16 protein-coding genes, 4 tRNA genes and 1 pseudogene are annotated in these 23828 nt (G+C 48.4%); 13 read left to right on the top strand and 8 right to left on the bottom strand.

Features of this window, described 5'->3' with window-relative positions:
- The first annotated feature begins 188 nt into the window (after positions 1–188).
- The 6 genes and pseudogenes from V3U24_02960 (at position 189) to V3U24_02935 (ending at position 2902) form a co-directional block, all read left to right on the top strand.
- Positions 189–437 carry a hypothetical protein gene (locus V3U24_02960; protein ID MEE9166407.1) on the top strand — a complete coding sequence of 83 codons (249 nt, stop codon included), beginning with the start codon at positions 189–191 and terminating at the stop codon, positions 435–437.
- Positions 438–449: 12 nt separating this feature from the next.
- Positions 450–665: pseudogene (locus V3U24_02955) on the top strand (redoxin domain-containing protein).
- Between the two features lie 48 nt (positions 666–713).
- A complete protein-coding gene (locus tag V3U24_02950; GenBank protein ID MEE9166406.1) occupies positions 714–1058 on the top strand; it encodes a T9SS type A sorting domain-containing protein in 345 nt (114 codons plus the stop codon).
- A gap of 76 nt (positions 1059–1134) precedes the next feature.
- Complete coding sequence (locus tag V3U24_02945; protein ID MEE9166405.1) at positions 1135–2640, top strand: amidohydrolase; 1506 nt, start codon at positions 1135–1137, stop codon at positions 2638–2640.
- A 113-nt stretch (positions 2641–2753) separates the two neighbouring features.
- Positions 2754–2824, top strand: a tRNA-Gln gene (locus V3U24_02940).
- A 6-nt stretch (positions 2825–2830) separates the two neighbouring features.
- Positions 2831–2902 (top strand) — tRNA-Glu (locus V3U24_02935).
- Between the two features lie 198 nt (positions 2903–3100).
- On the opposite strand, the gene V3U24_02930 is transcribed toward V3U24_02935, so the two are convergent.
- From V3U24_02930 to V3U24_02910, 5 genes are all read right to left on the bottom strand, one after another.
- Entirely contained in the window at positions 3101–4099 is a 999-nt protein-coding gene (locus V3U24_02930; GenBank protein ID MEE9166404.1) for an SGNH/GDSL hydrolase family protein, read from the bottom strand.
- Between the two features lie 524 nt (positions 4100–4623).
- The gene (locus V3U24_02925) at positions 4624–4782 is read right to left on the bottom strand and encodes a DUF5989 family protein (protein ID MEE9166403.1); all 159 of its coding nucleotides are present in this window, start codon (positions 4780–4782) and stop codon (positions 4624–4626) included.
- A 17-nt stretch (positions 4783–4799) separates the two neighbouring features.
- On the bottom strand, positions 4800–5132 hold the full coding sequence (locus tag V3U24_02920; GenBank protein MEE9166402.1) for a hypothetical protein: 333 nt from the start codon (positions 5130–5132) through the stop codon (positions 4800–4802).
- 71 nt (positions 5133–5203) lie between these two features.
- Complete coding sequence (locus V3U24_02915; GenBank protein MEE9166401.1) at positions 5204–5641, bottom strand: SxtJ family membrane protein; 438 nt, start codon at positions 5639–5641, stop codon at positions 5204–5206.
- Positions 5628–7442 carry a carbamoyltransferase gene (locus V3U24_02910; GenBank protein ID MEE9166400.1) on the bottom strand — a complete coding sequence of 605 codons (1815 nt, stop codon included), beginning with the start codon at positions 7440–7442 and terminating at the stop codon, positions 5628–5630. The genes V3U24_02915 and V3U24_02910 overlap by 14 nt, the downstream gene beginning before the upstream one ends.
- An 841-nt stretch (positions 7443–8283) precedes the next feature.
- Between V3U24_02910 and V3U24_02905 the strand changes: the two genes are divergently transcribed.
- Positions 8284–8358, top strand: a tRNA-Arg gene (locus tag V3U24_02905).
- A gap of 179 nt (positions 8359–8537) precedes the next feature.
- On the opposite strand, the gene V3U24_02900 is transcribed toward V3U24_02905, so the two are convergent.
- The 3 genes from V3U24_02900 to V3U24_02890 are packed head-to-tail and all read right to left on the bottom strand — an operon-like array spanning position 8538 to position 12880.
- Positions 8538–11378, bottom strand: coding sequence for a FlgD immunoglobulin-like domain containing protein (locus V3U24_02900; GenBank protein MEE9166399.1), 2841 nt, complete (start codon positions 11376–11378; stop codon positions 8538–8540).
- Positions 11371–11850: a cohesin domain-containing protein gene (locus V3U24_02895; GenBank protein MEE9166398.1), complete on the bottom strand. Its 480-nt coding sequence runs from the start codon at positions 11848–11850 to the stop codon at positions 11371–11373. The genes V3U24_02900 and V3U24_02895 overlap by 8 nt, the downstream gene beginning before the upstream one ends.
- 49 nt (positions 11851–11899) lie before the next feature.
- Positions 11900–12880 carry a DUF5683 domain-containing protein gene (locus V3U24_02890; protein ID MEE9166397.1) on the bottom strand — a complete coding sequence of 327 codons (981 nt, stop codon included), beginning with the start codon at positions 12878–12880 and terminating at the stop codon, positions 11900–11902.
- 291 nt (positions 12881–13171) lie between these two features.
- Here V3U24_02890 and V3U24_02885 point away from each other — a divergent pair, with 291 nt between their 5' ends.
- From V3U24_02885 to V3U24_02860, 6 genes are all read left to right on the top strand, one after another.
- Positions 13172–13984 carry a hypothetical protein gene (locus V3U24_02885; protein MEE9166396.1) on the top strand — a complete coding sequence of 271 codons (813 nt, stop codon included), beginning with the start codon at positions 13172–13174 and terminating at the stop codon, positions 13982–13984.
- Positions 13985–14309: 325 nt separating this feature from the next.
- Positions 14310–21848 (top strand): hypothetical protein, encoded by a 7539-nt coding sequence (locus tag V3U24_02880; protein MEE9166395.1) that lies wholly within the window; start codon positions 14310–14312, stop codon positions 21846–21848.
- Positions 21845–22528, top strand: a complete 684-nt coding sequence (locus V3U24_02875; protein ID MEE9166394.1) for a hypothetical protein — start codon at positions 21845–21847, stop codon at positions 22526–22528. Before V3U24_02880 ends, V3U24_02875 begins: the two co-directional genes overlap by 4 nt.
- 55 nt (positions 22529–22583) lie before the next feature.
- Positions 22584–23045, top strand: a complete 462-nt coding sequence (tadA, locus tag V3U24_02870) for a tRNA adenosine(34) deaminase TadA (protein MEE9166393.1) — start codon at positions 22584–22586, stop codon at positions 23043–23045.
- A 217-nt stretch (positions 23046–23262) separates the two neighbouring features.
- Positions 23263–23350 (top strand) — tRNA-Ser (locus V3U24_02865).
- 4 nt (positions 23351–23354) lie between these two features.
- On the top strand, positions 23355–23609 hold the full coding sequence (locus tag V3U24_02860) for a GIY-YIG nuclease family protein (protein ID MEE9166392.1): 255 nt from the start codon (positions 23355–23357) through the stop codon (positions 23607–23609).
- Positions 23610–23828 lie beyond the last annotated feature (219 nt).

Below are 23828 nucleotides of genomic sequence, written 5' to 3'. Positions count from 1 at the left end.
TTCAGGGGGGATTGAAATGCGAAAGTGGAGTATGCGTGTACGTGCCGGGAATTGAAGATGCTTTCATGGCGACGTTTTCAGCGAACTTGTGAATAGAGTGCCGCGAAAACGTCATGTCTTCCGCTTGACAGTTTATTTCCGCCTCCTGCGCTACTTTTTCTTATAGTGTGTCGATACAGGGAGGTGGTATGAAGCTAGAGAATCCATTGGGACAAAGAACACGGCGTGAAACGACTTTCGCCAGGATTGTTTTTTCCCTGCTTCTGATCATGGGGGTCCTCGATGCTCAGCTCTACATGGTGGGAGATTCGGTTGCGAACTTCACTGCGGCATATTGCGCAAATGAAAATGGAGACTTTTCACTGAGCGACCTGGATGGAGACGTAAACGGCGGTGAGTATTCTGTCATCTGGCTCGTCTTTTTTGCCTCGTGGTGACCGGACTGTCAGGCCGAAGCTCCCGTGACGGAGACGATATATCAAACCTATAAGGATGAAGGCCTAACGGTTTTGGGCGTGGGATTTGACTGGGATTTCCCTTACAGCTGCAAGGAATGGGCCCAGACCTTCGGCATTTCATATCCGATAATTGATGACTCAACCACGGCCATAATCGAGGAATTTGGAACCTATATTCCGTGGAATGTCATTCTTGACCACAATCTCTCCGTTCAATACTCGGAGTTTGGCATAAATGATGGTGCCATCGTCCAGATGATTCAAGATTTGCTCGCAGACTTGCCCAGTGTGGGAAATGATGATGCTGACGGGAGCGGATTGCCAAATATCGCTTCAGAAATTTTACTCTACGATGCCTATCCGAATCCTTTTAACGGCACTACCGCGATCGGCTATACGCTACCTCGGCGCACGAAGGTATCCATAGACGTTCTCAATCTGGCGGGGAAACGTGTCCGTACCATCGCAGATGAGGAGGAGATGGCAGCAGGTTACCACAAAGTGGAATGGAATGCTGTCTCTGAACCTTCAGGCATCTACATAATACGGTTGAGGTCGCGGGGTCTGATTAGAACAAGAAAAGTCGTGCTCGTGAAGTAGATTTGGTTCCGGAAACGGCGGGAAGTCCAGTCCGATTTCTTCATACTTTACGACTAAAGATAGGGGGGGGGGAAGCATGAAGGCAGTCAATCTTTCACTCAGTTTCTATATCGTCATATTTTCCTTTTTTCACATCGGAGTTGTGTCCGGGGAGAATCCCTCGAGAGGTGACTGGACCCGTGAGAAGAGGAGTGCTGCCGCCTGGGTTGACGACAATGGCAACATGTTGGTGGCTGCAAGCCAGAGAATCTGGCAGCTGGCGGAACTGGCTCTGCGGGAGAACGAATCGTCCCGTTTGCTTTCGGAAATTCTGTCGGAAAATGGGTTTCAAGTTAAGCGTGGTGTATCCCAGATGCCAACCGCCTTTGTCGCCACCTACGGCTCCGGTAAGCCTGTGGTCGCTTATCTGGCAGAATTTGACGCACTACCCGGTCTTTCCCAGACAGTGAGTGCGCGGGTGGAAGCGAAAATCCCGGGTGGGGGAGGACACGGCTGCGGACATAATCTATTCGGTGTGGGGAGTATTGGTGGTGCCCTGGCCCTGCAGAGTGCCATGAAAAAGCACAGACTCCGTGGTACGATTCGTGTTTACGGCACGCCGGCGGAGGAACAGGGAATCGGAAAGGTTTTCATGGTGCGGGACGGTCTGTTTGAGGATGTGGATGTGTGTCTTTCATGGCATCCGTCAAACGAGAACAAAGTAACGGTGCAGCCGAGCAAAGCTCTTCGCTCTTTTGAAGTCACGTTTTTCGGACGATCCGCTCACGCTTCGGCGGCTCCGTGGGAAGGTGTTTCTGCACTGGATGCTGTGGAAGCGCTGGAAAGCGGTATCAATCTCCTCCGGGAACACATGCCTGAGACGGCAAGGATCCATTACGTTGTAACGGAAGGGGGGGATGCCCCCAACGTCATCCCGTCTCTTGCCAGTGTCTGGATGTTTACACGTGGGAAAGATTGGCCGGAGCAGGAAAAGGTCTATCACCACGTTCGGCGCATCATTGAGGCGGCAGACATGATGGCATGGGGTGAGGAATACGGGAACGCCGAATCTGGATTCAGACCCGCGGAAGTTGCCTTGTTCACCGGTTTGTACGATTACAATATCAACCTTGAAGCAGGGAGGATGGTTCAGAAGAATCTTGAACTGGTTGGACCTCCATCTTTCACGGAGGTCGAACAGGCATTTGCCCGGGAGCTTCAGGAGTCATTCGGTCTGGAGCCGCAAGGAATGCACACGGAAGTCATTCGTTTTGACCCCGAGCGCGCTCCCGAACCTGGAGGTTCCACGGATGTCGCCAACATATCCTGGGTAGCTCCGACTGTTGGTTTCGGTGTCGCGAATTGGCCCCTAAAGGTCCCGGCTCATTCGTGGGCGTCCACCGCGGCCTCCGGAAGTCCCGCAGGTTTGAAAGCCATGTCAACGGCGGCGAAGGTTCTTGCCCTGAGCGGCATTGACGCCCTCACCGATCCCGGAACGATGAAGGTTATTCGTGACGAGTTTATCGAAAGCCGGAAGAAGTTTGATTACGGAGATGCCATTGGACCGGATATTCAGCCCGCGTTGCCGTCGCACATGAAGTAGTATCCCGGCGTCCGAACCGTAGTTCCATTTCCCTGAAATTTCCCTGCAAAGGGGTTGTTGCCCTAAAGGGAATAGGGTAAATTTGTCTGTTCTGGAGACCGGGGCTGACGGATTGGGGAGTCGTCTAATGGCAGGACGCCAGGTTCTGGCCCTGGTAGTCGGGGTTCGAATCCCTGCTCCCCAGCGGATTGGCGCGTTCGTCTAGTGGTTAGGACGCTGGCCTCTCAAGCCGGTAACACGGGTTCGACTCCCGTACGCGCTACACCTTCTGAAAGTGGGGTCTTTCCGACGAGAGAATCTGATCTCTTAATGTTAGGTGAGTTAGTCTTGGGTGGGTTTGATTTGGCCATTCTTGGCTCAAAATTGCAACCTAATTGCAATCGGCTATCCAAAGCACTTTCAAACTGGTTCGCATATTCAATCTGTAAAGACTGAATTAATCCTGAGCGCTAACAATCCACTACAAACGCATTGTTAGTTTCCCCTCATCTTGAAGCATTTTCTCAACTAAATATCTTGCTATATATTTATGTCCCACCTTTGAGAAGTGTATGCCATCGCCATACAAATAGAGTTCTTTCGAATCCTTATTATAAGTTTCATCCAGAATACTATATACGTTTATATTTGATTCTCTTAAACTTCTCATCATCAATCGTTGTGGAAAACGATAGGGCTCCGATTCTTTTCTCATCTGATATTCATAGGGCAACAAAACAATACCAAACCTGATATCTCGCATTCGGCAATTCTTACTGATCATATTTATCTGCTTTATTGCGTCCTTAAAAAGAATGTTATCTGCTTTGTAAAAAGATTGGTCATACAAGTAATAATCCTTTGGTCGATCAAATATTACTGTTTTAAGAAAGTAATATAATTTGCTATGATATCGTAAGTATCTTAAGAAATCAGAAAATATATATCGTACTTTCCCTCCCGGCGTATCAATATCCTCAATGCTCGAGTAGATATCATTTAAAGACCAAAATATAGTTACTCGAGAGATATTGAATTCATTCTCGTTTTCCAATACAAAGTATTCAAATACGTTTTCATAGTCTTCAATATCATGTCCTATCACCGATGGATTCAATATATTGATAGAATCAACATGATCTTGAATTATGCCTGGATAGGTCGAATCAGCTTCAACACCAATGCCCATCGTTACAGAATCGCCAATGAATAACCATGATTTTTTTGATCTGTCGATTGACCTAGAATATTTTCGAAATCCATATTGGTCGACATTTACACGAACCCCATTCGACATGCCATTGCCAAAGGGCCTTAGACCACGTGATTGAAAATATACCCTATCAGCTATTAGATTTTGAGTGGTGCCTTGAATCTGAATTTCTGATTTAAAAATTCTTACCGCACCCTCGGATAATATGAACAGTAACAATATTGCTATTATGTTATACGTTATGAGGTATGTACTCTTTTTCTTCATTTTTTTCCAGCTAACTACTATTCATACAGAATTCTCGGTGGACATATTGCATTGATATGTTCACCATAACAGAATTCAATACACCCAGTTACCAGCCATAAATCAATATCATTGTGGGCAGTTAGAGCAGTTTGCTTCTCTCTCTCGGTGGCACACTATATCATTCTAGATATCATTCCAGACCCAAATTGCTTGGACTATTCTTCCAGTTACAATATCTGGTTAACTTTACATCTTAAATCACTTTCTTTTTACAGAATCAATAGTATGTCCCGCAAAGAAGAGAGCTTCTTGTGCAATATATGATAATCTTTCCTTCAATGCGGGTGGTGGACTGTGGGCATTGTCAGCTTATGAAAGTCTGATTTACTCGTTCGGCAGCCATCATACTGCCACATGCATTCTGCTCGACCCTTGACCATTTTGCCAGAAGGTTATCGATGGATTTGAACATTGTGGAGATTTTCAAAGAAAAAGGCCATTTCGGAGGGTGGGGATTAGCCTGTCTTTCCAATTCACGTGGATTAGAACAACGTATAGATAAACGGTGCTATTGCCGAACCTTCCATCAGGACAATCAAAGCCCCAAAAAGAGCGAGGAAAATAATGATGGGTGCGAGCCACCACTTCTTGCGGACTTTAAGGAAATCCCAGAATTCGAATAGTATTGAAAGTTTTGACATAGCGTGTCCTCAGTTTTTTACTTTAGTGGAATATTACCATATGCCTTGACTCTTTTGGCAATCGTTTCTTCTGCATGTCTCCATCCTTCTGTAGTGTAGTGGCCTAGCATTCTAAGTGGAAAAAGTGACAGAGGATCGGGATGAGGGACAAATACCTTTTCATGAATATCCATGACTGGTATTTTTCGTTCATTGACGATTCTCGGAACAGTTTCACGAACTGCTTCCCCCGAGGGGAGAGTTTTTTCATCCTTCGCAAACACTATGTTGGCAAACTTCACTGCCGGTTTGGGAAGGACCGGTGTATTCCCAGATTGTCTGCTACTGTCTTTAATGATCTTGTTTATCAAGAATTGACGAGGCTGAAGTTGTTCTCTCGTTCCAGTTTCTACGTATCTTGACGTTAACTTGAGAATACTGATTAATACATTTTCCTGTACTGGTCATTCGTAATATTGGATAGATCCTTTTTTACCCAATAGCTTTCCTGACTACTGCCATAATTCTTACTCAAGAGATCCTTGCCCATAAGTCTCAAAACCAATCCAATTGGAGTGAGGACGAAATAGAACAGTAGTGTCAGAATAATTTGCGACACAAATCCGCCCAATAAGTAGGCAATCAACATCCACAGCCTATAAAATGGTCTAGCAACTGGTGGTAAAATGAACCCGAGGATCAAAAACAGCAGTCCAATTCCCCACAGCCACAGGGCTGAATAAAGGTTGTTTGTTCTCAGAAAGACAAAGGTCCCAACTGACCCTAGCCCAACGGCAATTACCACCCCAAACTTTCGAATTGCCTTATTGGAAATATCAAGTGTTCTCATTTCGCGTGGAATTTCTCTAATCCAGTTCAAATTCTTGCCTCCAGTCAATTTCATCGTGAAATTCAGGTTGTTGTCTCTTATCCAGCATGAAATCGCCCATCAGCAGATAATCCATCTGTGTTCGCATGAAACATTTATAGGCATCCAAAGGAGACTGCACAATGGGTTCCCCACGCACGTTGAATGAAGTATTGACAATTACAGGACATTCGGTTTGCTGTTCAAATTTCTTGATTAATTGATGGTATTTTGGATTATCGTCCGCATTTACGGATTGAATCCGGGCAGAGTAATCAACATGGGTAACTGCCGGTATATCGGAGCGAACTATATTTAGTCTATCCAGGCCAGACAGATTCTTCTCTTCCTCCTTTATCGGAATCTGTTTGTCCTTTTTCACATGAGCAACCAATAACATATATGGACTTTCTCTTTCAATCTCAAAATAATCTGATATCCGTTCTGCCAGGACAGTAGGTGCGAAGGGACGAAAGCTTTCACGATACTTGATTTTCAAATTCATCTTACGCTGCATCTCTGGAGATCTGGCATCACCAAGAATAGAACGATTTCCTAACGCTCTTGGACCAAATTCCATTCTTCCCTGGAACCACCCTACCGCTTTTTGATCAATTAATAGATCAACGGCTTTATCAATGATTGTTCCATCCAATCTCTGATATGGAATGGAATGTTCCGTAAGGAAGGCCAAGATCTGCTCGTTGGAATAGCCGGGGCCAAGATTTGACCCCCTTTGTCCGTCTTGACGATTGTCAGCAAATCTGGGATTATTCAAATATTGGTACCAGACAAAAAGTGCTGAACCGAGAGCGCCTCCTGCATCGCCCGCTGCCGGTTGAATCCATATGTCGTCAAACGGTGCTTCCCTTAGGAGTTTTCCATTCGCCACACAATTCAACGCTACCCCTCCAGCAAGGCAAAGGTACTTTTCGCCCGTAACCTTATGCACATGTCTTGCTATTCGCATGACAATCTCTTCAGTGACGACCTGGACAGATTTGGCTAAATCCATATCCCTTTGAGTTAACTTTGATTCTCTTTTCCTCGGCTTACCCCCAAATAGTCTATCGAAGCGCTTGTTCGTCATGGTGAGTCCTGAGCAATAGTTGAAATATGTCATATTCAGTTTGAATGAACCATCTTCTTTCAAATCGAGTAGATTATCAAGAATTGTCTGAACATATCTGGGTTCACCGTAGGGAGCCAATCCCATTACTTTATATTCACCGGAGTTTACTTTGAAACCGGTGTAGTAGGTAAACGCTGAATATAGAAGTCCGAGAGAATGTGGAAAGTGAAGCTCTGAATCAATGGTGATTCTATTCTTTTCTCCCACTCCGAAGGAAGCTGTCGCCCATTCTCCTACACCATCCATCGTGAGAAATGCTGCATGTTCAAATGGGGAGGGGAAGAACGCTGATGCCGCGTGGGATTCGTGATGTTCAGTAAACAGTATTTCACCTTTGTATTCCAGTGTTTTTTGAATCAAATCGGGAATCCAGAGTTTTTTTCGTATCCAGAGAGGAATCGCCATAAGAAATGAACGGACACCGAACGGTGAGACAGCAAGATAAGTCTCCAGGATACGTTCAAACTTCAGAAATGGTTTGTCGTAGAAGACTACGTGGTTTAGCTCATCTGCAGTAATCTCACTTTCACTAAGACAATAGTCAATGGCCCTTTTGGGAAATTCATGATCGTGCTTGATGCGGGAGAACCGTTCCTCTTGGGCGGCAGCAATGATTCTACCATCCTGGATAAGACAGGCTGCAGAATCGTGATAAAACGCAGAGATGCCGAGGATGTTCATATTGCATTAACAGCAAGAAACACTATGCGCGATATTGCCCATATCAACTTGATCCGCCTGCTGGCGGACACTCGGTTTTCCAAAGGATCTTGAAATGAGACCTGTTGACTTATGCTCAAATGATATTGTCTTTCTTAGCTTGAAGCAATTGTTTAGTGGCACGAAATGGCTCCCAAATCACCGCTTCAAGGTTGCTTTTTCTCTCAAAATGACACTCTCAATATAACTATCAAATACTCCAGAATTCAGAGAATAGCTCTCAATATTCTTCAGTTACCAAGGGTACTTTTCATGTCTGAAACCTTCTTCGGCAGGATCTGCGGCTAGAGTCCCTTTTTCCGATTCTGTTACAGCACGGACATTACTCTTCGTTTGGCTTCGGATTGATGCGTTCGCGTCCGCATACACGGCAATGTCTTTCAACCTAGTTTGGTTTGAAGTTTTGCTTCACTGTTACGTCTCTCTCAATTCAAGAATCCTGTGGCATTACTAGAGTCAGCTTTCAATGAAAGATCCCACCACCTGTCCGGTTTTTGAGTTGAAGCGATTTCAGTTAGAAAGCATATGTTGATTTCTATTACTATTAAACAGCCGATCCCATCCCGCCTGGTCGGAACAGGATCCACCGTTTTTCGTTGGCAGGATCGTATAATTTGCAGCGTAGTTCCGGCTTGTCCGTGATCAATAATTCACCTAATTTCAGGCGTACGGAGTCGCTGATTTTTACCGCTTATTGATACAGAATTGTAACCAGATTGCGAGATCCGGCGTTGTCGTCGAGAAGTACCGTACTCTCAAGCCGGTAACACGGGTTCGACTCCCGTACGCGCTACGACAAATTGCGCCTGTAGCTCAATTTGGAGAGAGCGCCTGGCTACGGACCAGGAGGTTGGGGGTTCGAGTCCTCTCAGGCGTACAAATGTGGCAAGTTCGTCTCGGGATTAGGAGGTTAGGGGCTCGAGCTTGCCTCTCGTCCATCTTCATTTCATTACGATCGATAAATAGCGACGCGTAGAGAGGTCCTTCCGGGCGTACGTATCTGGATTGTACTGCAGTCAATAGCCAATTCTTGCTTTACCGCGAGAGGGGTTGAGATCATCTAAGCATTAGCATCTTGCGTGCCCTGGAATATGTGGCATCGTCGGCCTCCCGGGCATGAATCCGGTAGATGTAGACTCCTGTTCCAACAGGCAACCCGATTCCGTCCTTGCCATCCCAGGTTGCAGAGTGGTAACCCGCCATTTTTCCCTCGTGAAGGAGCGTTCTCACCTGGCGGCCCAGGATATCATAGATAACGAGTTCTACCTGGGAATTTTCAGGCAGATCATACAGGATGGTGGTGGTTGGATTGAAAGGGTTTGGATAATTCTGATGCAGTTCAAATTCCTCGGGGACGGTTCTCGTATTAAGTGATTTTGTCCCCATAGACACGATGTTCTTGTCAGCTGAGTAAAAGATGTAGCTCAGCAGGATGTTCGAACTGCTTTTGTCAAAATGCTCAATAACCAACTCAACTTCTTTTCCATCTTTGTCCTCAAAATATCCGAAATCCACCAGTATTTGACCGAGCTCTGCTCTTTTCGTACTGATGAGAATCTCTTTCGAGGACAAGTTCTCTGTGGCCATATCTATGTTCATCTTGAACTGTGGATACTGCAGGGCGATTTCGCCTGTTGAGACGCCTTCCGGTAGATGGATAGCTAAACCGTGACGTGATTGAGAGATTTCCGGCTCTTCTCCGGTGAAAGCCCTGGCGAGTATGAGCGAGTCGTTCTGGTCATGGGACCATCTCCACATCCGTGCGAAAGTCATCCCGTCCCTCAGGTTTGTTTCCCCGTCCAGATCTGGAATGAAATGGGGGATTTCCCCCGTCACGGGACCAATGTCAACATCTGGCCAGAGGGAGACAAATTCCGTCAAGTCAGTTATGTCGACTTCATAGTCGGCGTTGAAATCTGCTAGCAGTGCAGTATGGTATTCATAAACCGTATCGTTGGCCACCAGCCCTCTCAGATCTGTAACGTTCTTCAGACTCAGGCTGATCGTATCCAGGCTGGCCAGGGGAGCCTCGACTGTCAAAGTAACCTGATCGTCGGACCTATTCACCTGGTACTGAACCGTGGACATCAAGCTTGGGACCACCTCGACCAGCAATGTCTCAATAACCTCCGAAAATGTTATGATAATGTCGGAGTTTTCGGTCAGCTTCAGCGGAGTCTCCATTGATGGCACCAATGAGAGTACGGAAGGTGGACTTATATCAACCGTAATACCATTGCTGATGGAAGCGGAAGAAACATTTCCAACTTCATCGGTCGCTCTGACAGAGAAATAGTAGGTCGCTGAATCTCTGAGAGAAAGATTTGTTAATATGACGGATGAATCGACCCCAATGTTAAACCAGCTGACAAGATCCGTTCCGCCGCTGTCCGATCCTAAAGCAAATTCATAATAATCGATTCCGCTCAACTCATCGCTAAACCCATACCATGAGGCCGAAAGGGATGTTGAGTCAGTGGTCCAATCGCTATCTTCTGCCAAAGCATCAATTACATTTCCCGGAATAGGGGGCGAGACATCGACCGTCACACCATCACTAGTGGCGGCATCAGAAGTATTACCCGCAACATCTACGGCCCTTACCGAGAAATAATAGGTAACCCCATCATGAAACGTAGTGTCACTGTTCGTTGCAGTTGTGTTCGGACCCGTGTTTGTCCAAGTGACAACATTCGTGTCTCCAGGTGAATCACCGATGGCATAGTCGTAGAAGTCGATACCGCTCGCGTCGTCACTGAAACCTGTCCAGTTAGCGGACAGAGAAGTGTCAGATGCCGTGAAAGTCAAGTCGACTAAAGGACCGTCGTTCACCGTTCCTGCACTGGGAGAAGCGAAATCAATTGTTATCCCATCTGTTGTAGCTGTATCCGAAGCCAAGGTATAGTCTGTCCCACGAACGCTTACTTGATAGGTGAAGCCTTCAAACAGGTTCAGTCCCAATACGGCGACAGATATATCCAATCCAACATTATTCCACCCGACAATATCATCTACTGCTGAAATACCCACAGCATATTGGTAGGTCACTGTTCCATTGTCCACAAACACGTCCCAATTAGCCGAAAGCGAGTCCGGGGAATTTGTCCAATCCACGTCTGCCGACAAGCCGTCCCTGATGTTGCCCGCACTCGGGGGTGAAAAAGGAGTCGCAGCTTTTTCATCAGAATAGTCACTCTCATTTCCGAGGGAATCGATACAGGTGAGTCGATAGTAGTAGGTGGTGTCATTATCGAGGTTACTGAAAGTCTTGGTCGTGTCAGTCGCTGCGGTCGTTGAATCCACCACCGTTGTCGGTGTTGAGGAGATCCCTGCAAAGATTCTGTATTTTGAAAAATCGCTTTCACTATTTCTATTCCATTCAAGGGTCACAGCACCATCCGAGGGGGAGGCGGATAACCCCGAGGGCGCTTCAGGGGCGAAGCCATCGATCCGGATCTCCTTGAAGTCGTCCAAATTCCCGTCTGAAGGGATGGAAAAATCCAACATTATGTTCCCAGCGCCGTCCTGCAAGGTTGCACCGATGGTTGGATCGGACGCAGCGAGGGAAACGGAACTGACTGACAGATCGGAACTCGAATCCCCAGCCTGAACGGTGTAAACACTGGATGCCGATGTTGCATCAGTAATTGAACCAATTTCTATGGACGTATTGGCTACACCGGTATTCAAGGATATCCTGACAATTCCGCCGTCCGATAAGGAGACTTCTTCTGAGAAATTAACAGTAACGTCTATTCCACTTCCTATTCCATAGGCACCGTCATCTGTCGCTGAAGTGATGGAATCGATCGTTGGTCGTGCTACATCCTGGGACTGCAGTGATACGAGAACACATATGAAAGCTCCGATGGTTCGGGATCTGATTCTCTTATTCAACTTGGATAATCGCTTCCAGATATGCTTTGATCTCGATAGGATTATCATCGGCGGTCACAAGTTCGCTTTCTTGGGTAAATTGAATGGTTGATTTGCCCAAACCTTCAGCATTGAAAACCATGTGCGCCAAATTCCCTGTTCCAGACGCGAACGCAAGACTGTCCGTCCCAAGACTGATACCATAAATGTCAATGAGAGAAGAAGTGGTGTCCTCGCTATAGAAGAACATGGGAGTTGCGGTGGAGTCAAAGAATTCACCTACCTCTACAGAGGTAAGATTCAGTTTGGACGTGTCATAAATAACCTGGATGTGGTAACCACCGAGATTTTGCACTTCCATGGCAAATACCCTGAGTGTGACGGTATCTCCAGAGTCAATCGCCACGCTGTCCGGAAAGAAGACGAGTGCCGGCAATTCGATGCCCTTCTTTTCCGCTTCCTCGAGATCAAGGGGATTATCGTATACAACCATAGGAAGGTTCTCACAGTTCAACAAAAAGGCGAGAAGAATCAGATATATGTTAGTCCAACGCAATGGTCAACATTAGTTGTGTCTGACGCGATTGGGGGTCATACGCGAACTTTATAGAAGGATTGTTGTGGGCAGATTCATGTTTGGGAGCGGACAGGTAAGCGTGCAGGACATTTCCCGCCCATAGGATTGTTGCAACACGTGTCAGGATCTTTCTTTGTTCTACTGCCATTTCGGCCTCATGATAACTTTGCTGGATCTCAGATCTGTATTCGGCGATCATATCCACGTCCGTCTCAGATCCGTAAAGCTCCAGAAAATCTATGGTTCTGTCATAGGCTTCCTGGTAGGAGGAGTAGCTGGAATAGATAAATCCTCCCAACGCCAATTCAGTCAATATCCATCCGAATCCCCATAACTTCTTGTCCAAATAGATCTGTCCCAATCCCGGAATTATCAATGACCGTAGGGTCGCTCCAATCTTTTTCCTGATCGCTGTGATACCTTGAAGTTCCATCGACAGTTCCACAATCCGCTGATGCTTCTCAAGAAGTACAGGTGGAATTGCCAGATCAAACAATTCGTAGGCGAGAACCTCTATCTCAGTCCCCAGACTTTTCTCCGCTCCCACGTACTCTGACTCGCGGCTATTTTCTAAGTTGCCTGTTCCAACAGAAACCAACTGTGCACGAAGGGCATACCTGTTCTCCTCTTTTTGAATAAAACCTATGACAACGCGGGCAACACCCAGTTGCTCTCCCAATTCGACGGCACACCAGACGCTGCTGCACCCTTTTGGCTGAATGCTCTCCTTGTTAAGGATCTCCATCATTCGCTCTTTTTCCATAAGTGGGACATCGCCTGATCCTTCAACAGTATCTCTGAAACGGTTCGTGAGAGAATCTACTTCAAGCTGGGAGATACCTAAGGCGGGAAAATTGATGACGGCAACGAGATTTTGGGCATCCTGAGCTGGAAGAAATGAGAGAAGCCCTGTGAGGATAAGACTTCTTCGAAGAATGAGTCTCACTTATGCCGTCTCCCTGATAAGGCCATATTTGAGTGGTTACAATTTATCCGAAAGAGTACACATCGATTTATCTAAAATCAAGAGACAAAGAAAAAGAAGAAATCCCCTCGGGTAATCCACGTTTCGAATGGGGTTCACGACGGCAAAAAATCGATATTTTCCCCTTAACGCCTTCTTTCCCGTTCATGTCTCAAATCATTGATTTGTTGTGACAGGTTGCCTTATATTACTTGCTACGAGGTAATTTTGCAGAGGTAAGGTTAGTTTCGTAGTTAAATATCACGATCAATAATGGAGCGGAATGTCTTGATAGCCTCCCATTGCGTTCACAAGAACCAATTGGTCACAGCTCTCCTCACGATATGCTTTGCTGTCGTGCTGAGCTTCAGCGCTGTCTATGCACAGGAGGAGGACGAAGAAGGGATTTTCTGGGGTGACGAAGGAGAATTCGAAGAATTTGGAGAAGATGAGTTCTTTGGCGAGGGTGAGGAGTTCCTTGATGAGGAAGGATTCTTGGATGAGGAGGATTTTCTGGGCGAGGAAGACGAGTTCCTTGAGGAAGAATTCCTTGAGCCTGATGAATACCTTTTAGGGGCAGAGGAGGAGGAAGAACCTCCGCAGACGGGAGTGGATCTTGCAGATGAGGCGAGGAGAGAGGGATTTTCCATACAGGTGTCCGCCGCCTCCACTGGCTATGTTAACCACACGCTTTCCACGTGGAATTCCCTCATCGATTTTCGGGGGAGTGTCGATTTCCCATTTCTCATGCAGATCGGTCCTATCAAGTTCCGTCTAGGTGCAGAAGTGACTACTTTCAGTTTTGAGAATTCGCTGCCTGTAGGAGGTGAATTCTCGGGCATTGGCTTCCTGGGCCTCGTTACGTTTCCCGCAGGACCTAGCAGTGTACAGGTCGGGGCGGGTGTAATGGGATCTTCTCCGGCTTACGTAGTTGCTCAAAGCTTTGGTTTCTCTCTTGCGAATTTGGCTGATGTTCGCATTGGTGTCCGATCTACGAATGCATTCGGTCTGCCTGAGGATATGAATGCCACGGGTGCTAGAGCCAGCTGGTTGGACGGGTTTATAACGGTCGGATATACCCTGTAATCGATAGAGGTTTTTCATCTAACCCCAGGAAAATCACGTAATAGACTAACACCAGCTATGGAACTTTGATTTGTGATGTATCTCAACTGCAAGAAGATTGTGATGTTGTATCTTTCCTAATGAGATCAGAGGCCGTACAGATGGACAGTTTTGTCCAGCAGCATCTTCTCATAATGGAGTTTCCAACCTAGATTGAGACATGATTTGCCTCTTTTCGAATTACCGGTCCAGGGTCAGGGAGTTCGTGAACCTTGAACTGCGTCTTCTAACCAAGATGTTACCCTTGATTATCACTATCGGCTATTCCTAGACCACCAATCTTCCAGTGCGATTTCTAAAGAACATCTCGGCATCACTTCTTTTCTCTTCTTTCTTGATGGGGGCCTCTGCGACCATTCAAACCCTGCACGATGTTGATACGGGTCAGTCGCCCGATGGATACTACAACGAGACGGCGAAGGACCATAGCAGCGGTACTGGAGGGTTTAGAATCACAATAACGGGGTTCGGCAATACTCAAACCCACAAAGTGACTTACAGTATCGTAAGCGGAATCCAGGACCAGACCTTGACCGGGTATGGAACCAGTGGCCTTGGAACAAACCCGTCCAATGCGGCATCCAACCCCTTTACCCTGGACATAACACACTCCATGATATCCGGAATCCTTTCTAACGCTGATCAGGTATTCTTCGAAGTCGTAGATTCTGTTGGCGGCTCTCCGGTGACAGTTACCTGCGACGCCGATGGGAACGGCTATAACGCCAATGATGCTTTTTACTATGATGTTACCCCTCCGACCGTGTCTGGCGTTAGCTCAGGCACGGGTGAGGGCACGAAAATCATCCCTAATACTATCGATGTGGATATCACCTTTAGCGAAGTCGTAACGGTGGTAACAAGCGGTGGAACGCCAACTATAACGTTGGAGACCGGCAGTAGTGACGCTTCGGTCAACTACAGCAGTGGCACTGGCTCTAATACGCTCACCTTTACTTACACCGTTTCATCTGGCGATACAAGCAATGACCTCGATTACGTAACGACGAGTTCACTGGCAAGGAACGGAGGTACGATCAGGGACGCGGCCAGTAACGATGTCACCCTGACGCTCGCAAGTCCAGCGGCCGCAAATTCCCTGGGGGCCAACAAGAATTTCGTAGTTGACGGTGTGGTTCCTACAGTGTCGGGTGTATCATCTTCGACGGCCAACGGATCATATAATGACACGAATACCATTCCAATTGATGTAACGTTCACGCAGGCCGTTACCGTAGTCACTTCCGGGGGTACACCATCAATCACTCTGGAGACCGGGACCTCCGACGCGACCGTGAATTACAGCAGTGGATCCACTACATCAACTCTCTCGTTCAGCTACACGGTTGCAAACGGGCATACAACCAGTGATCTAGATTATACGAACGCAAGCGCTCTAGCTCTGAACTCGGGCACCATTAAGGACGCAAACGGCAATACCGCTACCCTAACGCTCGCCGCTCCAGGAGGATCCGGTTCGCTGGGTGCGAATAAAGCTCTGGTAATTGATACGGACCATCCTTCGGTCTCCTCTGTATCCTCCTCGAAGGTCGATGGATCCTATACCGTGAACGCCGTGATCAGTATCACCGTAACTTTCGACGAAGCTGTCACAGTCACAGGAACTCCCCAGATCACCCTGGAGACAGGGACCAGTGATGCGGTGGTAGACTATACCAGTGGATCGGAGACGACTGTATTAACGTTTAACTACACAGTCGCCTCAGGTCATACTAGTAGCGACCTGGACTTTAAAGCCACAAGCTCCCTGGCATTGAACGCGGGAACCATCAATGATGCTGCGGGAAATGCCGCCACTTTGACACTGGCCAGTCCGGGCGCAGCCAATTCGTTGGGGGCAAATAAGGCCTTGGTGATAGACACCACGGCCCCAACGGTCTCATCGGTGTCTTCTTCGAAAGCCGACGCAACATATATGATTGACGATGAGATCGATGTAACCGTTACTTTCGATGAAGCCGTGACTGTGACAGGTACTCCAACCATAACGTTGGAAACAGGGACCAGTGACGCGGTCGTCAACTACAGCAGCGGTTCAGGTGGCACCATTCTGACTTTCACATACACAGTCGCTGAAGGACACGTTAGTAGCGACCTGGACTATTTCAGCACCGGTGCGTTGTCCGGAACCATCAAAGATGCTGCTGAAAACGACGCCACCCTGACACTGGCAACCCCTGGCGCAGCGAACTCCCTGGGTGCGAACAAGGCCCTTGTAATCGATGGAGTTCGACCTACCGTAACCAGTGTAACTTCCTCCAAAACGAACGGTTCCTACAAAGAGGCCGTGGTGATTGCTATTACCGTCACATTTGATGACAACGTTACGGTAACTGGCACTCCTCAGTTGACGTTGGAGACGGGGGCTAGTGACGCCGTCGTAGACTACACGAGTGGCTCCACCACAACTATCCTTACGTTCACATATACAGTTGCGTCAGGGCAAACAAGCAGCGATTTGGACTATGTTGCCACTACGTCGCTTGCGTTGAATACGGGCACTATCAACGATGCTTCAGGGAACGCCTCCACACTGACTCTCCCCTCACCGGCCGCTGCCAATTCATTAGGAGCCAATAAGGCGCTGATAATTGATACAACTGTCCCCACCGTATCGTCCGTCACTTCAACGAAAGACAATGGTTCCTACAAGGTGGGTGAGGTTATTCGAATCACGGTCACGTTCAGTGAAGCCGTAACGGTGTCGGGCTCGCCGACCCTGACCCTGGAAACCGGAACAACCGACAAAGCCGTAGCTTACACGAGCGGTTCCGGTTCCACCGTGCTCAATTTCGATTACACCGTCGAATCGGGGCACACAAGTAGTGATCTGGATTATGAAGCCACAACGTCCCTGCTTCAGGGCACGTCGATTCAGGATGCTGCATTGAATGACGCGACGCTGACCCTCGCGACACCTGGGGCCGCTAATTCCTTGGGGGACAACAAAGATTTAGTAATTGATACGACCGTACCAACCGTATCCTCAGTTTCTTCGACAACTGATAATGGTTCGTACAAGGCCGCGGAGGTCATTCCAATCACGGTTACTTTCAGTGAAGACGTGACTGTCACTGGAACTCCATCTCTGACGTTGGAAACAGGAACCAGTGACGCGGTCGTTGACTACAGCAGTGGGACCGGGACCAGTGTACTGACCTTCAACTATACCGTGGCATCTCCTCATACCAGTAGCGATTTGGATTATCAGGCGACCACGTCCCTGGCTCTGAACGCGGGCACAATTCAGGATGCTGCATTGAATGACGCGACGCTCACACTTGTAACACCAGGTCAACCGACTTCCCTGGCGGCCAACAAAGCTTTGATTATTGACACAACGGTGCCAACCGTGTCTTCGGTTAGCTCCTCAAAAACTGACGGGTCTTACATGGAGGCGGAGGAGATAAACGTCACGGTCACATTTAGTGAGGCCGTTACCGTGACGGGCACCCCCCAACTGACTCTGAAAACGGGCACCGATAACACGGCTGTGGACTATGCCAGTGGCACCGGGACGACGATTCTCACGTTTACATATACAGTAGCTTCGGGAGACTCAAGTCTCGATCTAGATTACGCTGCAACGACATCCTTGGGCTTGAACGGCGGGACGATTAGAGACGCGGCCGCAAATGATGCTACCCTGACCCTCGCCACTCCCGGTGCAGCGAATTCCCTTGGAGCGAATAAGGCGATTGTTATCGACGCCATTCCCGCTCGTGTCATAACGGTTTCCTCCACGAAAGCAGACGGATCATATAAGGCGGATGACGTCATACCGATCACCGTCAAGTTCAGTGAAATCGTAATTGTCACGGGCAATCCTCAGTTGACCCTGGAAACGGGAAGCACCGATGCCGTTGTTGATTATACGAGTGGTTCAGGCGGGATAACACTTACATTTGACTACACTGTCGCCTCGGGCAATACCAGCAGCGATTTGGATTACCAGGCGACCACGTCTCTGGCTCTGAACGCGGGAACCATCAAAGACGCCACAGGAGTTGACGCGACCCTAACGCTGCCCACCGTGGGTGCCCCCAATTCTTTAGGGGCGAACAAGGCTTTGATCATTGACACAACTGCCCCAACGGTTTCCGGGGTTTCTTCTACGAAAGCCGATGGTTCCTACAAAGTGGCTGAAGTCATTACCATTGCCGTCATATTTAGTGAGAACGTAACCGTCACCGGAACTCCTCAGTTAACGTTAGAAACAGGAACCAGTGATGCGGTTCTGAACTACACGAGCGGTACGGGTAACGACACACTTCTCTTCGACTACACGGTAGCTTCGGGTCATACCAGCAGCGATTTGGACTACCAGGCGACCACCTCGTTGGCACTGAACGGCGGAACCTTTAAGGACGCCGCAGCAAATGAAGCGACCTTGACGCTTGCTACTCCAGGCGCAACCAATTCGTTGGGGGCTAATAAGGCCCTGATAATCGACACGACTGCACCTACCGTGTCGTCTGTGTCGTCATCGAAAGCGAATGGTGCATATACCGTGAGTGAGGTGATCCCTGTCCTGGTTCTCTTTGATGAAAATGTTATTATCACGGGGACGCCCCAATTAACATTGGAGACTGGAACCAGTGACGCCGTCGTCAATTACACCAGCGGTTCCAGTAACGATACTCTGATATTTAATTATACGGTTGTGTCAGGTCATTTATCGAGCGATCTGGATTACAGCTCAACCACTGGTTTGGCTCTGAACGAGGGTACGATCGCTGACCCGGCGGGAAATCAGGCTACCCTGACACTGGCCTCTCCAGGAGAGACCAATTCCCTTGGAGCCAATAAAGCAATTCTGATTGACGCGATAGCTCCCACTGTCCTTTCTGTATCTTCACCCAGTGATAACACGGTCTACAACGAAGGTGATACCATTGTGGTGCATGTGAATATCAGTGAGAATGTCACCGTTGGTGGAACTCCAACGATGACCCTGGAGACGGGTTCAGCGGATGCTCCGATCAGCTACACTTCAGGATCGGGAAACGACACGTTGGTATTCACATACGTGGTTGCGCCAACCCATACCAGTGGTGATCTCGATTTTGTGGATACCACTTCCTTGTCTCTTGAGGGCGCCACAATAGAGGACGTAGCCAGCAACGACTTGGTCCTTACGCTCCCGGTGCCAGGGGCATCCGGGTCGTTAGGGTCAAACGAGGACATCGTTGTGGATACCGATGCGCCGGCGTGTAGCTTGTCTTACACGAATGTGTCGCAGCCTACTCTGGAGAATCTCGGGAAGGCCGGGGATGAAGTCTCAATCACCGCTTGGTTCACTGAAAAAATGAAATCTACACCCGTATTTACCATTCAGTTCGCCGATGCTACTGATAGCACATATATCAATACATCCTTTGCAGGATCAACGAATGATGATTCCACCTGGATTTACACAATTACCTCGCTTGATTCCGGTACAGGCTACACGGGCACCATGGTCCTGTCGATATCCGCCACAGATTTGGGCGGTAACGAGGTATCAACTGTGACAGGTGACAGCGATTTTGAGATCGACAACACACCGCCGCTGGACTTCGATACTGGCAGTGTGATACCGCTTGGTTCGCTGCCGTCCGCTGGCTGGTTCAACGACGGGACGGACAGCCTCGCGATTACAGTTCCCACTCCCCTCAGCAGCGATACTAGTCTTTATCGTGGAAGAATTCAGCCGAGAATGCAAATCGTCGGCATACCTGGCTCCGCTACAGCCGTGGGAGATCCCGACACCTTGATCAGTCCAGCACTTACTTCGAAAACGGTCACAGTGTATGCAAATGACGTTATCAGCGCGTTTTCTTCGGACGAGTTCGTGCAGGGATCGAGTATCATCACATGGGCGGATTTATCTGACCGTGTAGGAAACGTCACGTCGGGGACAGAAAGCGCGGATATCTTGGTCATAGACATGATTCCCCCGGTGAGAGGTCGGTACACTGAGTCTCCGGATGGAGAAACGCTCATTTCAAATGACACGGTTTCTATCACATGGACTGGATTTGAAGACGATACGCTAGAAGGGGAATCAGGAATCGAAAAATACGAATGGTCGGTGGGGAAGTTTGGATCAGCAATTCTTGATAGCGTGCAGGCCTGGATGTCTGTGGGACTCGATACGTCAGTCGCCGACACTGCACCTTTGAGACATGGTTTTCGATTTGATGTAAGCCTCCGAGCCGTGGACAGGGCAGGAAACCGATCGGACACTGTTCAAACGGTCTCCGGTTTTCTCCGGTCGAACTCAGCCCCCGATCTCGCGATCATAGACGGCCAGTTTGTAAAGGAAGAGGTCCCATTTTCTTATCAAGTTGTCGCTACTGATATCGATATTGCAACCCTTCTCGGGGACACTCTGCGCTACTGGTTCTTGGACGACACATCTGGACGAGCGGTTACCCTGGAATTGTTAGCCTCGGATACACTCATCGGTATTGACTCAGTCACAGGGGCGATCAGTTGGGACACTCCGTTCCATGGAGACACCGTCAGTTATCCTGTGAATGTGAGCGTAACGGACGAATGGGGTTTTTCTGACACGACCGCATTTCTTTTGACAGTCAACAAGAACAATGCCCCGGACATCGAGTTACTGGCCGATACGATTACTGTACTCGAGAACGACACGCTGTTCATGATGATCTCAGCTCCCGATCCCGACGACTCGACTGTCACATTCGAGGTTACCGCCGACTCCTTGCAAATCGAGGTCATCGCCAAAGACACCGCTGATACTTCTGTCTTTGTCACCCTTATTCCTGAGCAGTTTTGGATAAAGGATTCGAGGATTCTTATCACTGCCACTGATGCCACCAACGATACGCTTACGGACTCCGTGACGTTCGTTCTGGACGTCCTCAGAGTCTTGAGACCTCGCCTGGCTCTTTCTTTGGCTCAGAATACGATCTTTACCAGGTATTATGAGTTGATGATCACTGACACGGCGGAAAAGGTCCTCGATGTGACCCTTACCATCAACCCCATCGCGGTTGCTGTCTCTCTCGACTCCGTTGGTCCTTTCACCTGGGTGGGAAACCACGAATTCGACACCACAGGTGTATTCGAATTCGTCATGTACGGGAATGCAGAAGTTGGAGATACGACCATTACCCGTAGCTCTCAACTGTCCCTGGCAAGAGCGAAAACCGGCTGGTCTGCATCCAGTCCTGATGGCATGTTTCGTGTTGAAGGAAGGGCCGGGAGCGTTTCCTTCGACCAACCGTTCATGATTGTCGATTCACTCCTCTTCTCGTTGAACAAAACAGGAGGCGGACTCTATCGAATGGGTCTTCCTATAGCTCGTTTCGATAAACCGGTCATGGTTACTCTTCCAGCGGATACTGCGCGTCCAGAGAAAGAGCAAGCCATATATCAGAAAAGTCAGGACGATATCTGGCGGGAGAGTCCCACTGTTTCGAGGGACGGCAACCTGTTGACCTGGACCTCCTCCATGGGGTATTTCAAACTCGGTCGCAGGACCCTCACGGTTCCAGAGAAAACAGCTCTCGGGAGGAATTATCCCAATCCTTTCAATCCCCGAACGCGGATCCCTTTCGATATAGGTTTCTTTGGAGGACCTGACCAGCGCGTGACAATTGCGGTCTACAACATTCTCGGCCAGGAGGTCAAGATTCTTCACGATGGCAGAATGGACATGGGTTACCACGAGGTGGTGTGGCACGGCATGGACAAGTTTGAAGTACCCGTCTCGTCAGGTGTCTACATTGTTCGGTTGGCGACGGAGGAGGGAGTATCCCAGGCCAAGAAAATGACCCTGTTGAGATGAAGAATCGAATTCCTCTCTATCTCGTCCTTCTTGCGCTTCCCTTCTTGGTTTGGAACTGCCGGAAGCAGCTAGAGCCTACAGAAATGGATATGACAGAATATGGCTGGGTGCTTTATGTTGAAGAACAGTTTCAAGAGGCAAACGACTGGTTTTTGGAGGCCGTCCTTGAGGACACGGCGTACAAGGATGGCTACAACGGCCTCGGTTGGTCCTTTGGAAAACTGGGCGAGATCGACTCGAGCATCACGAAATTTCAGAATAGTCGGACTCTTGCTCTCAGGGATACTACTGATGAAGACTTGATTCTTCTCTTGGCCGATCCACCTCACGAGCTGGTGAAAGAGACTACAGCAGGGCTGGCGCTGTCTTATCATGCAAAAGGTAATCACGTGAACGCTGTCGTTTACGGCAATGATCTCCTGTCTAGAACGGGAGACACTACGTACACTGCCTCACAGGGATCTCCCAGGTGGTCATTCTCCCGGGATGTGACGGTGAGCGCCAAGCACATTATCTGGACTCTCGCTTCGTCGCAGTTCTCTCTTGGAGATTTTGAACAGAGTCTTGTCCATGTTCAACAACTCCTCACAAATCCCAGTTCCTTCACTCCAGATGTCACCACTATTGACGGAAGAAGAGAACTGGCCGAGAAAATTGAACTCCTGAGAGATACTTTCTAGCCTGACTATCTATCTTTTCCTCCTGCCTGTTGTCTCCCACTTCAGGTGACGCAACATGCCTGTCGCAAATCACGAAAAATGGATGAAGGTTGCCATGCAAGAAGCGGAGAAAGCTTTTGATGAAGGAGAGGTGCCTGTGGGAGCGGCAATTGTAAAGGGAAATCATCTCATCGGCAGGGGTCATAACCAACGGGAGGGGTTGAAAGATCCCACAGCTCATGCGGAAGTCCTTGCCATTACCGCGGCAGCGAATTTCCTCGGAGATTGGCGCCTGGAAGGATGTTCTCTCTATGTGACAAAGGAACCGTGTGCCATGTGTGCCGGTGCCATTGTTAATTCTCGATTGGATCAGGTAGTTTTTGGATGCTACGATGAGGGGGAAGGATGTTGCGGATCACTCTATCAGATTTGCGGCGATCCGCGCCTTCCGCACCGCGTGGCTGTCAAGGGGGGAGTTATGGAGGAAGAATGCCAGTCAATTCTGCAGGAATTTTTCAGGAAGAAACGAACTTCGTGATTCGTAATGCGTAATATGTAATCTGACTGCTGAGTACTAACGGTTGATCGCTGACTGCCCTCTTGTCTTGTATATTTTTACTTTTATCTTGGTTCTTGGATCTTTGCTCTTGCTGACTGCTTGCTGCCAGCTGCCAACTGCTTACTGCCAACTGGTGACTGGTACTTTTATCTTTTATCCTTTATCTTTTATCTTGGAACTTGGATCTTGTTCAGGGGGAGAGGTGGCAGAGTTTGGTTGAATGCGCCGCACTCGAAATGCGGTGACCGCTTTGCGGTCCGGGGGTTCGAATCCCTCCCTCTCCGCATTATGTATTTTGTTTATGTTTTAAGAAACATTAGTGGCTTCTTCCACTATATTGGACATTCGAAAGACCCGAAGGCAAGATTGAAGGACCACAACGCAGGTAAAGTCCGGGCGACGAAGGGTCACCGGCCGTTTGACATAATCTACACTGAACAGTATACAACTCGGAGCGAAGCTCAGAAACGAGAGTACTACTTGAAAAGAGGTGAAGGGAATATTTGGCTTAGGAAGAAACTCAAGAAGCTGGGCAGGTGGTAGCTCTTTGGGGACGGGGGTTCCTCCATAGGAGCTCCTCCGGAGGAATCCCTCCCTCTCCGCTCTCAGAAAACCCCGTTTCTCGACGGGAACTGCCTTATATGATTACTCCCTAAACTGCCTTGGTTTCTGCTTCAGACAAAGTCAAATAAAGTCAAATAGTACCAGATTATGGATACGCTTTGTATGGATACGCTTTCGAAGTTGAGCTGACGAAGTCAA

The sequence above is a fragment of the Candidatus Neomarinimicrobiota bacterium genome (assembly GCA_036476315.1).
Classification (GTDB): domain Bacteria; phylum Fidelibacterota; class Marinisomatia; order Marinisomatales; family S15-B10; genus JAZGBI01.
The sequence above is the reverse complement of the archived record's forward strand: the minus strand, read 5'-3'. Positions and strand labels throughout refer to the sequence as shown.

Coding starts and splice junctions, on each gene's coding strand:
- V3U24_02930 (MEE9166404.1), bottom strand. CDS start 4,099: ATGAAGAAAAAGAGTACATACCTCATAACGTATAACATAATAGCAATA.
- V3U24_02950 (MEE9166406.1), top strand. CDS start 714: ATGATTCAAGATTTGCTCGCAGACTTGCCCAGTGTGGGAAATGATGAT.
- V3U24_02960 (MEE9166407.1), top strand. CDS start 189: ATGAAGCTAGAGAATCCATTGGGACAAAGAACACGGCGTGAAACGACT.
- V3U24_02885 (MEE9166396.1), top strand. CDS start 13,172: ATGGAGCGGAATGTCTTGATAGCCTCCCATTGCGTTCACAAGAACCAA.
- V3U24_02860 (MEE9166392.1), top strand. CDS start 23,355: ATGTATTTTGTTTATGTTTTAAGAAACATTAGTGGCTTCTTCCACTAT.
- tadA (MEE9166393.1), top strand. CDS start 22,584: ATGCCTGTCGCAAATCACGAAAAATGGATGAAGGTTGCCATGCAAGAA.
- V3U24_02910 (MEE9166400.1), bottom strand. CDS start 7,442: ATGAACATCCTCGGCATCTCTGCGTTTTATCACGATTCTGCAGCCTGT.
- V3U24_02945 (MEE9166405.1), top strand. CDS start 1,135: ATGAAGGCAGTCAATCTTTCACTCAGTTTCTATATCGTCATATTTTCC.
- V3U24_02875 (MEE9166394.1), top strand. CDS start 21,845: ATGAAGAATCGAATTCCTCTCTATCTCGTCCTTCTTGCGCTTCCCTTC.
- V3U24_02925 (MEE9166403.1), bottom strand. CDS start 4,782: ATGTCAAAACTTTCAATACTATTCGAATTCTGGGATTTCCTTAAAGTC.
- V3U24_02895 (MEE9166398.1), bottom strand. CDS start 11,850: ATGGTTGTATACGATAATCCCCTTGATCTCGAGGAAGCGGAAAAGAAG.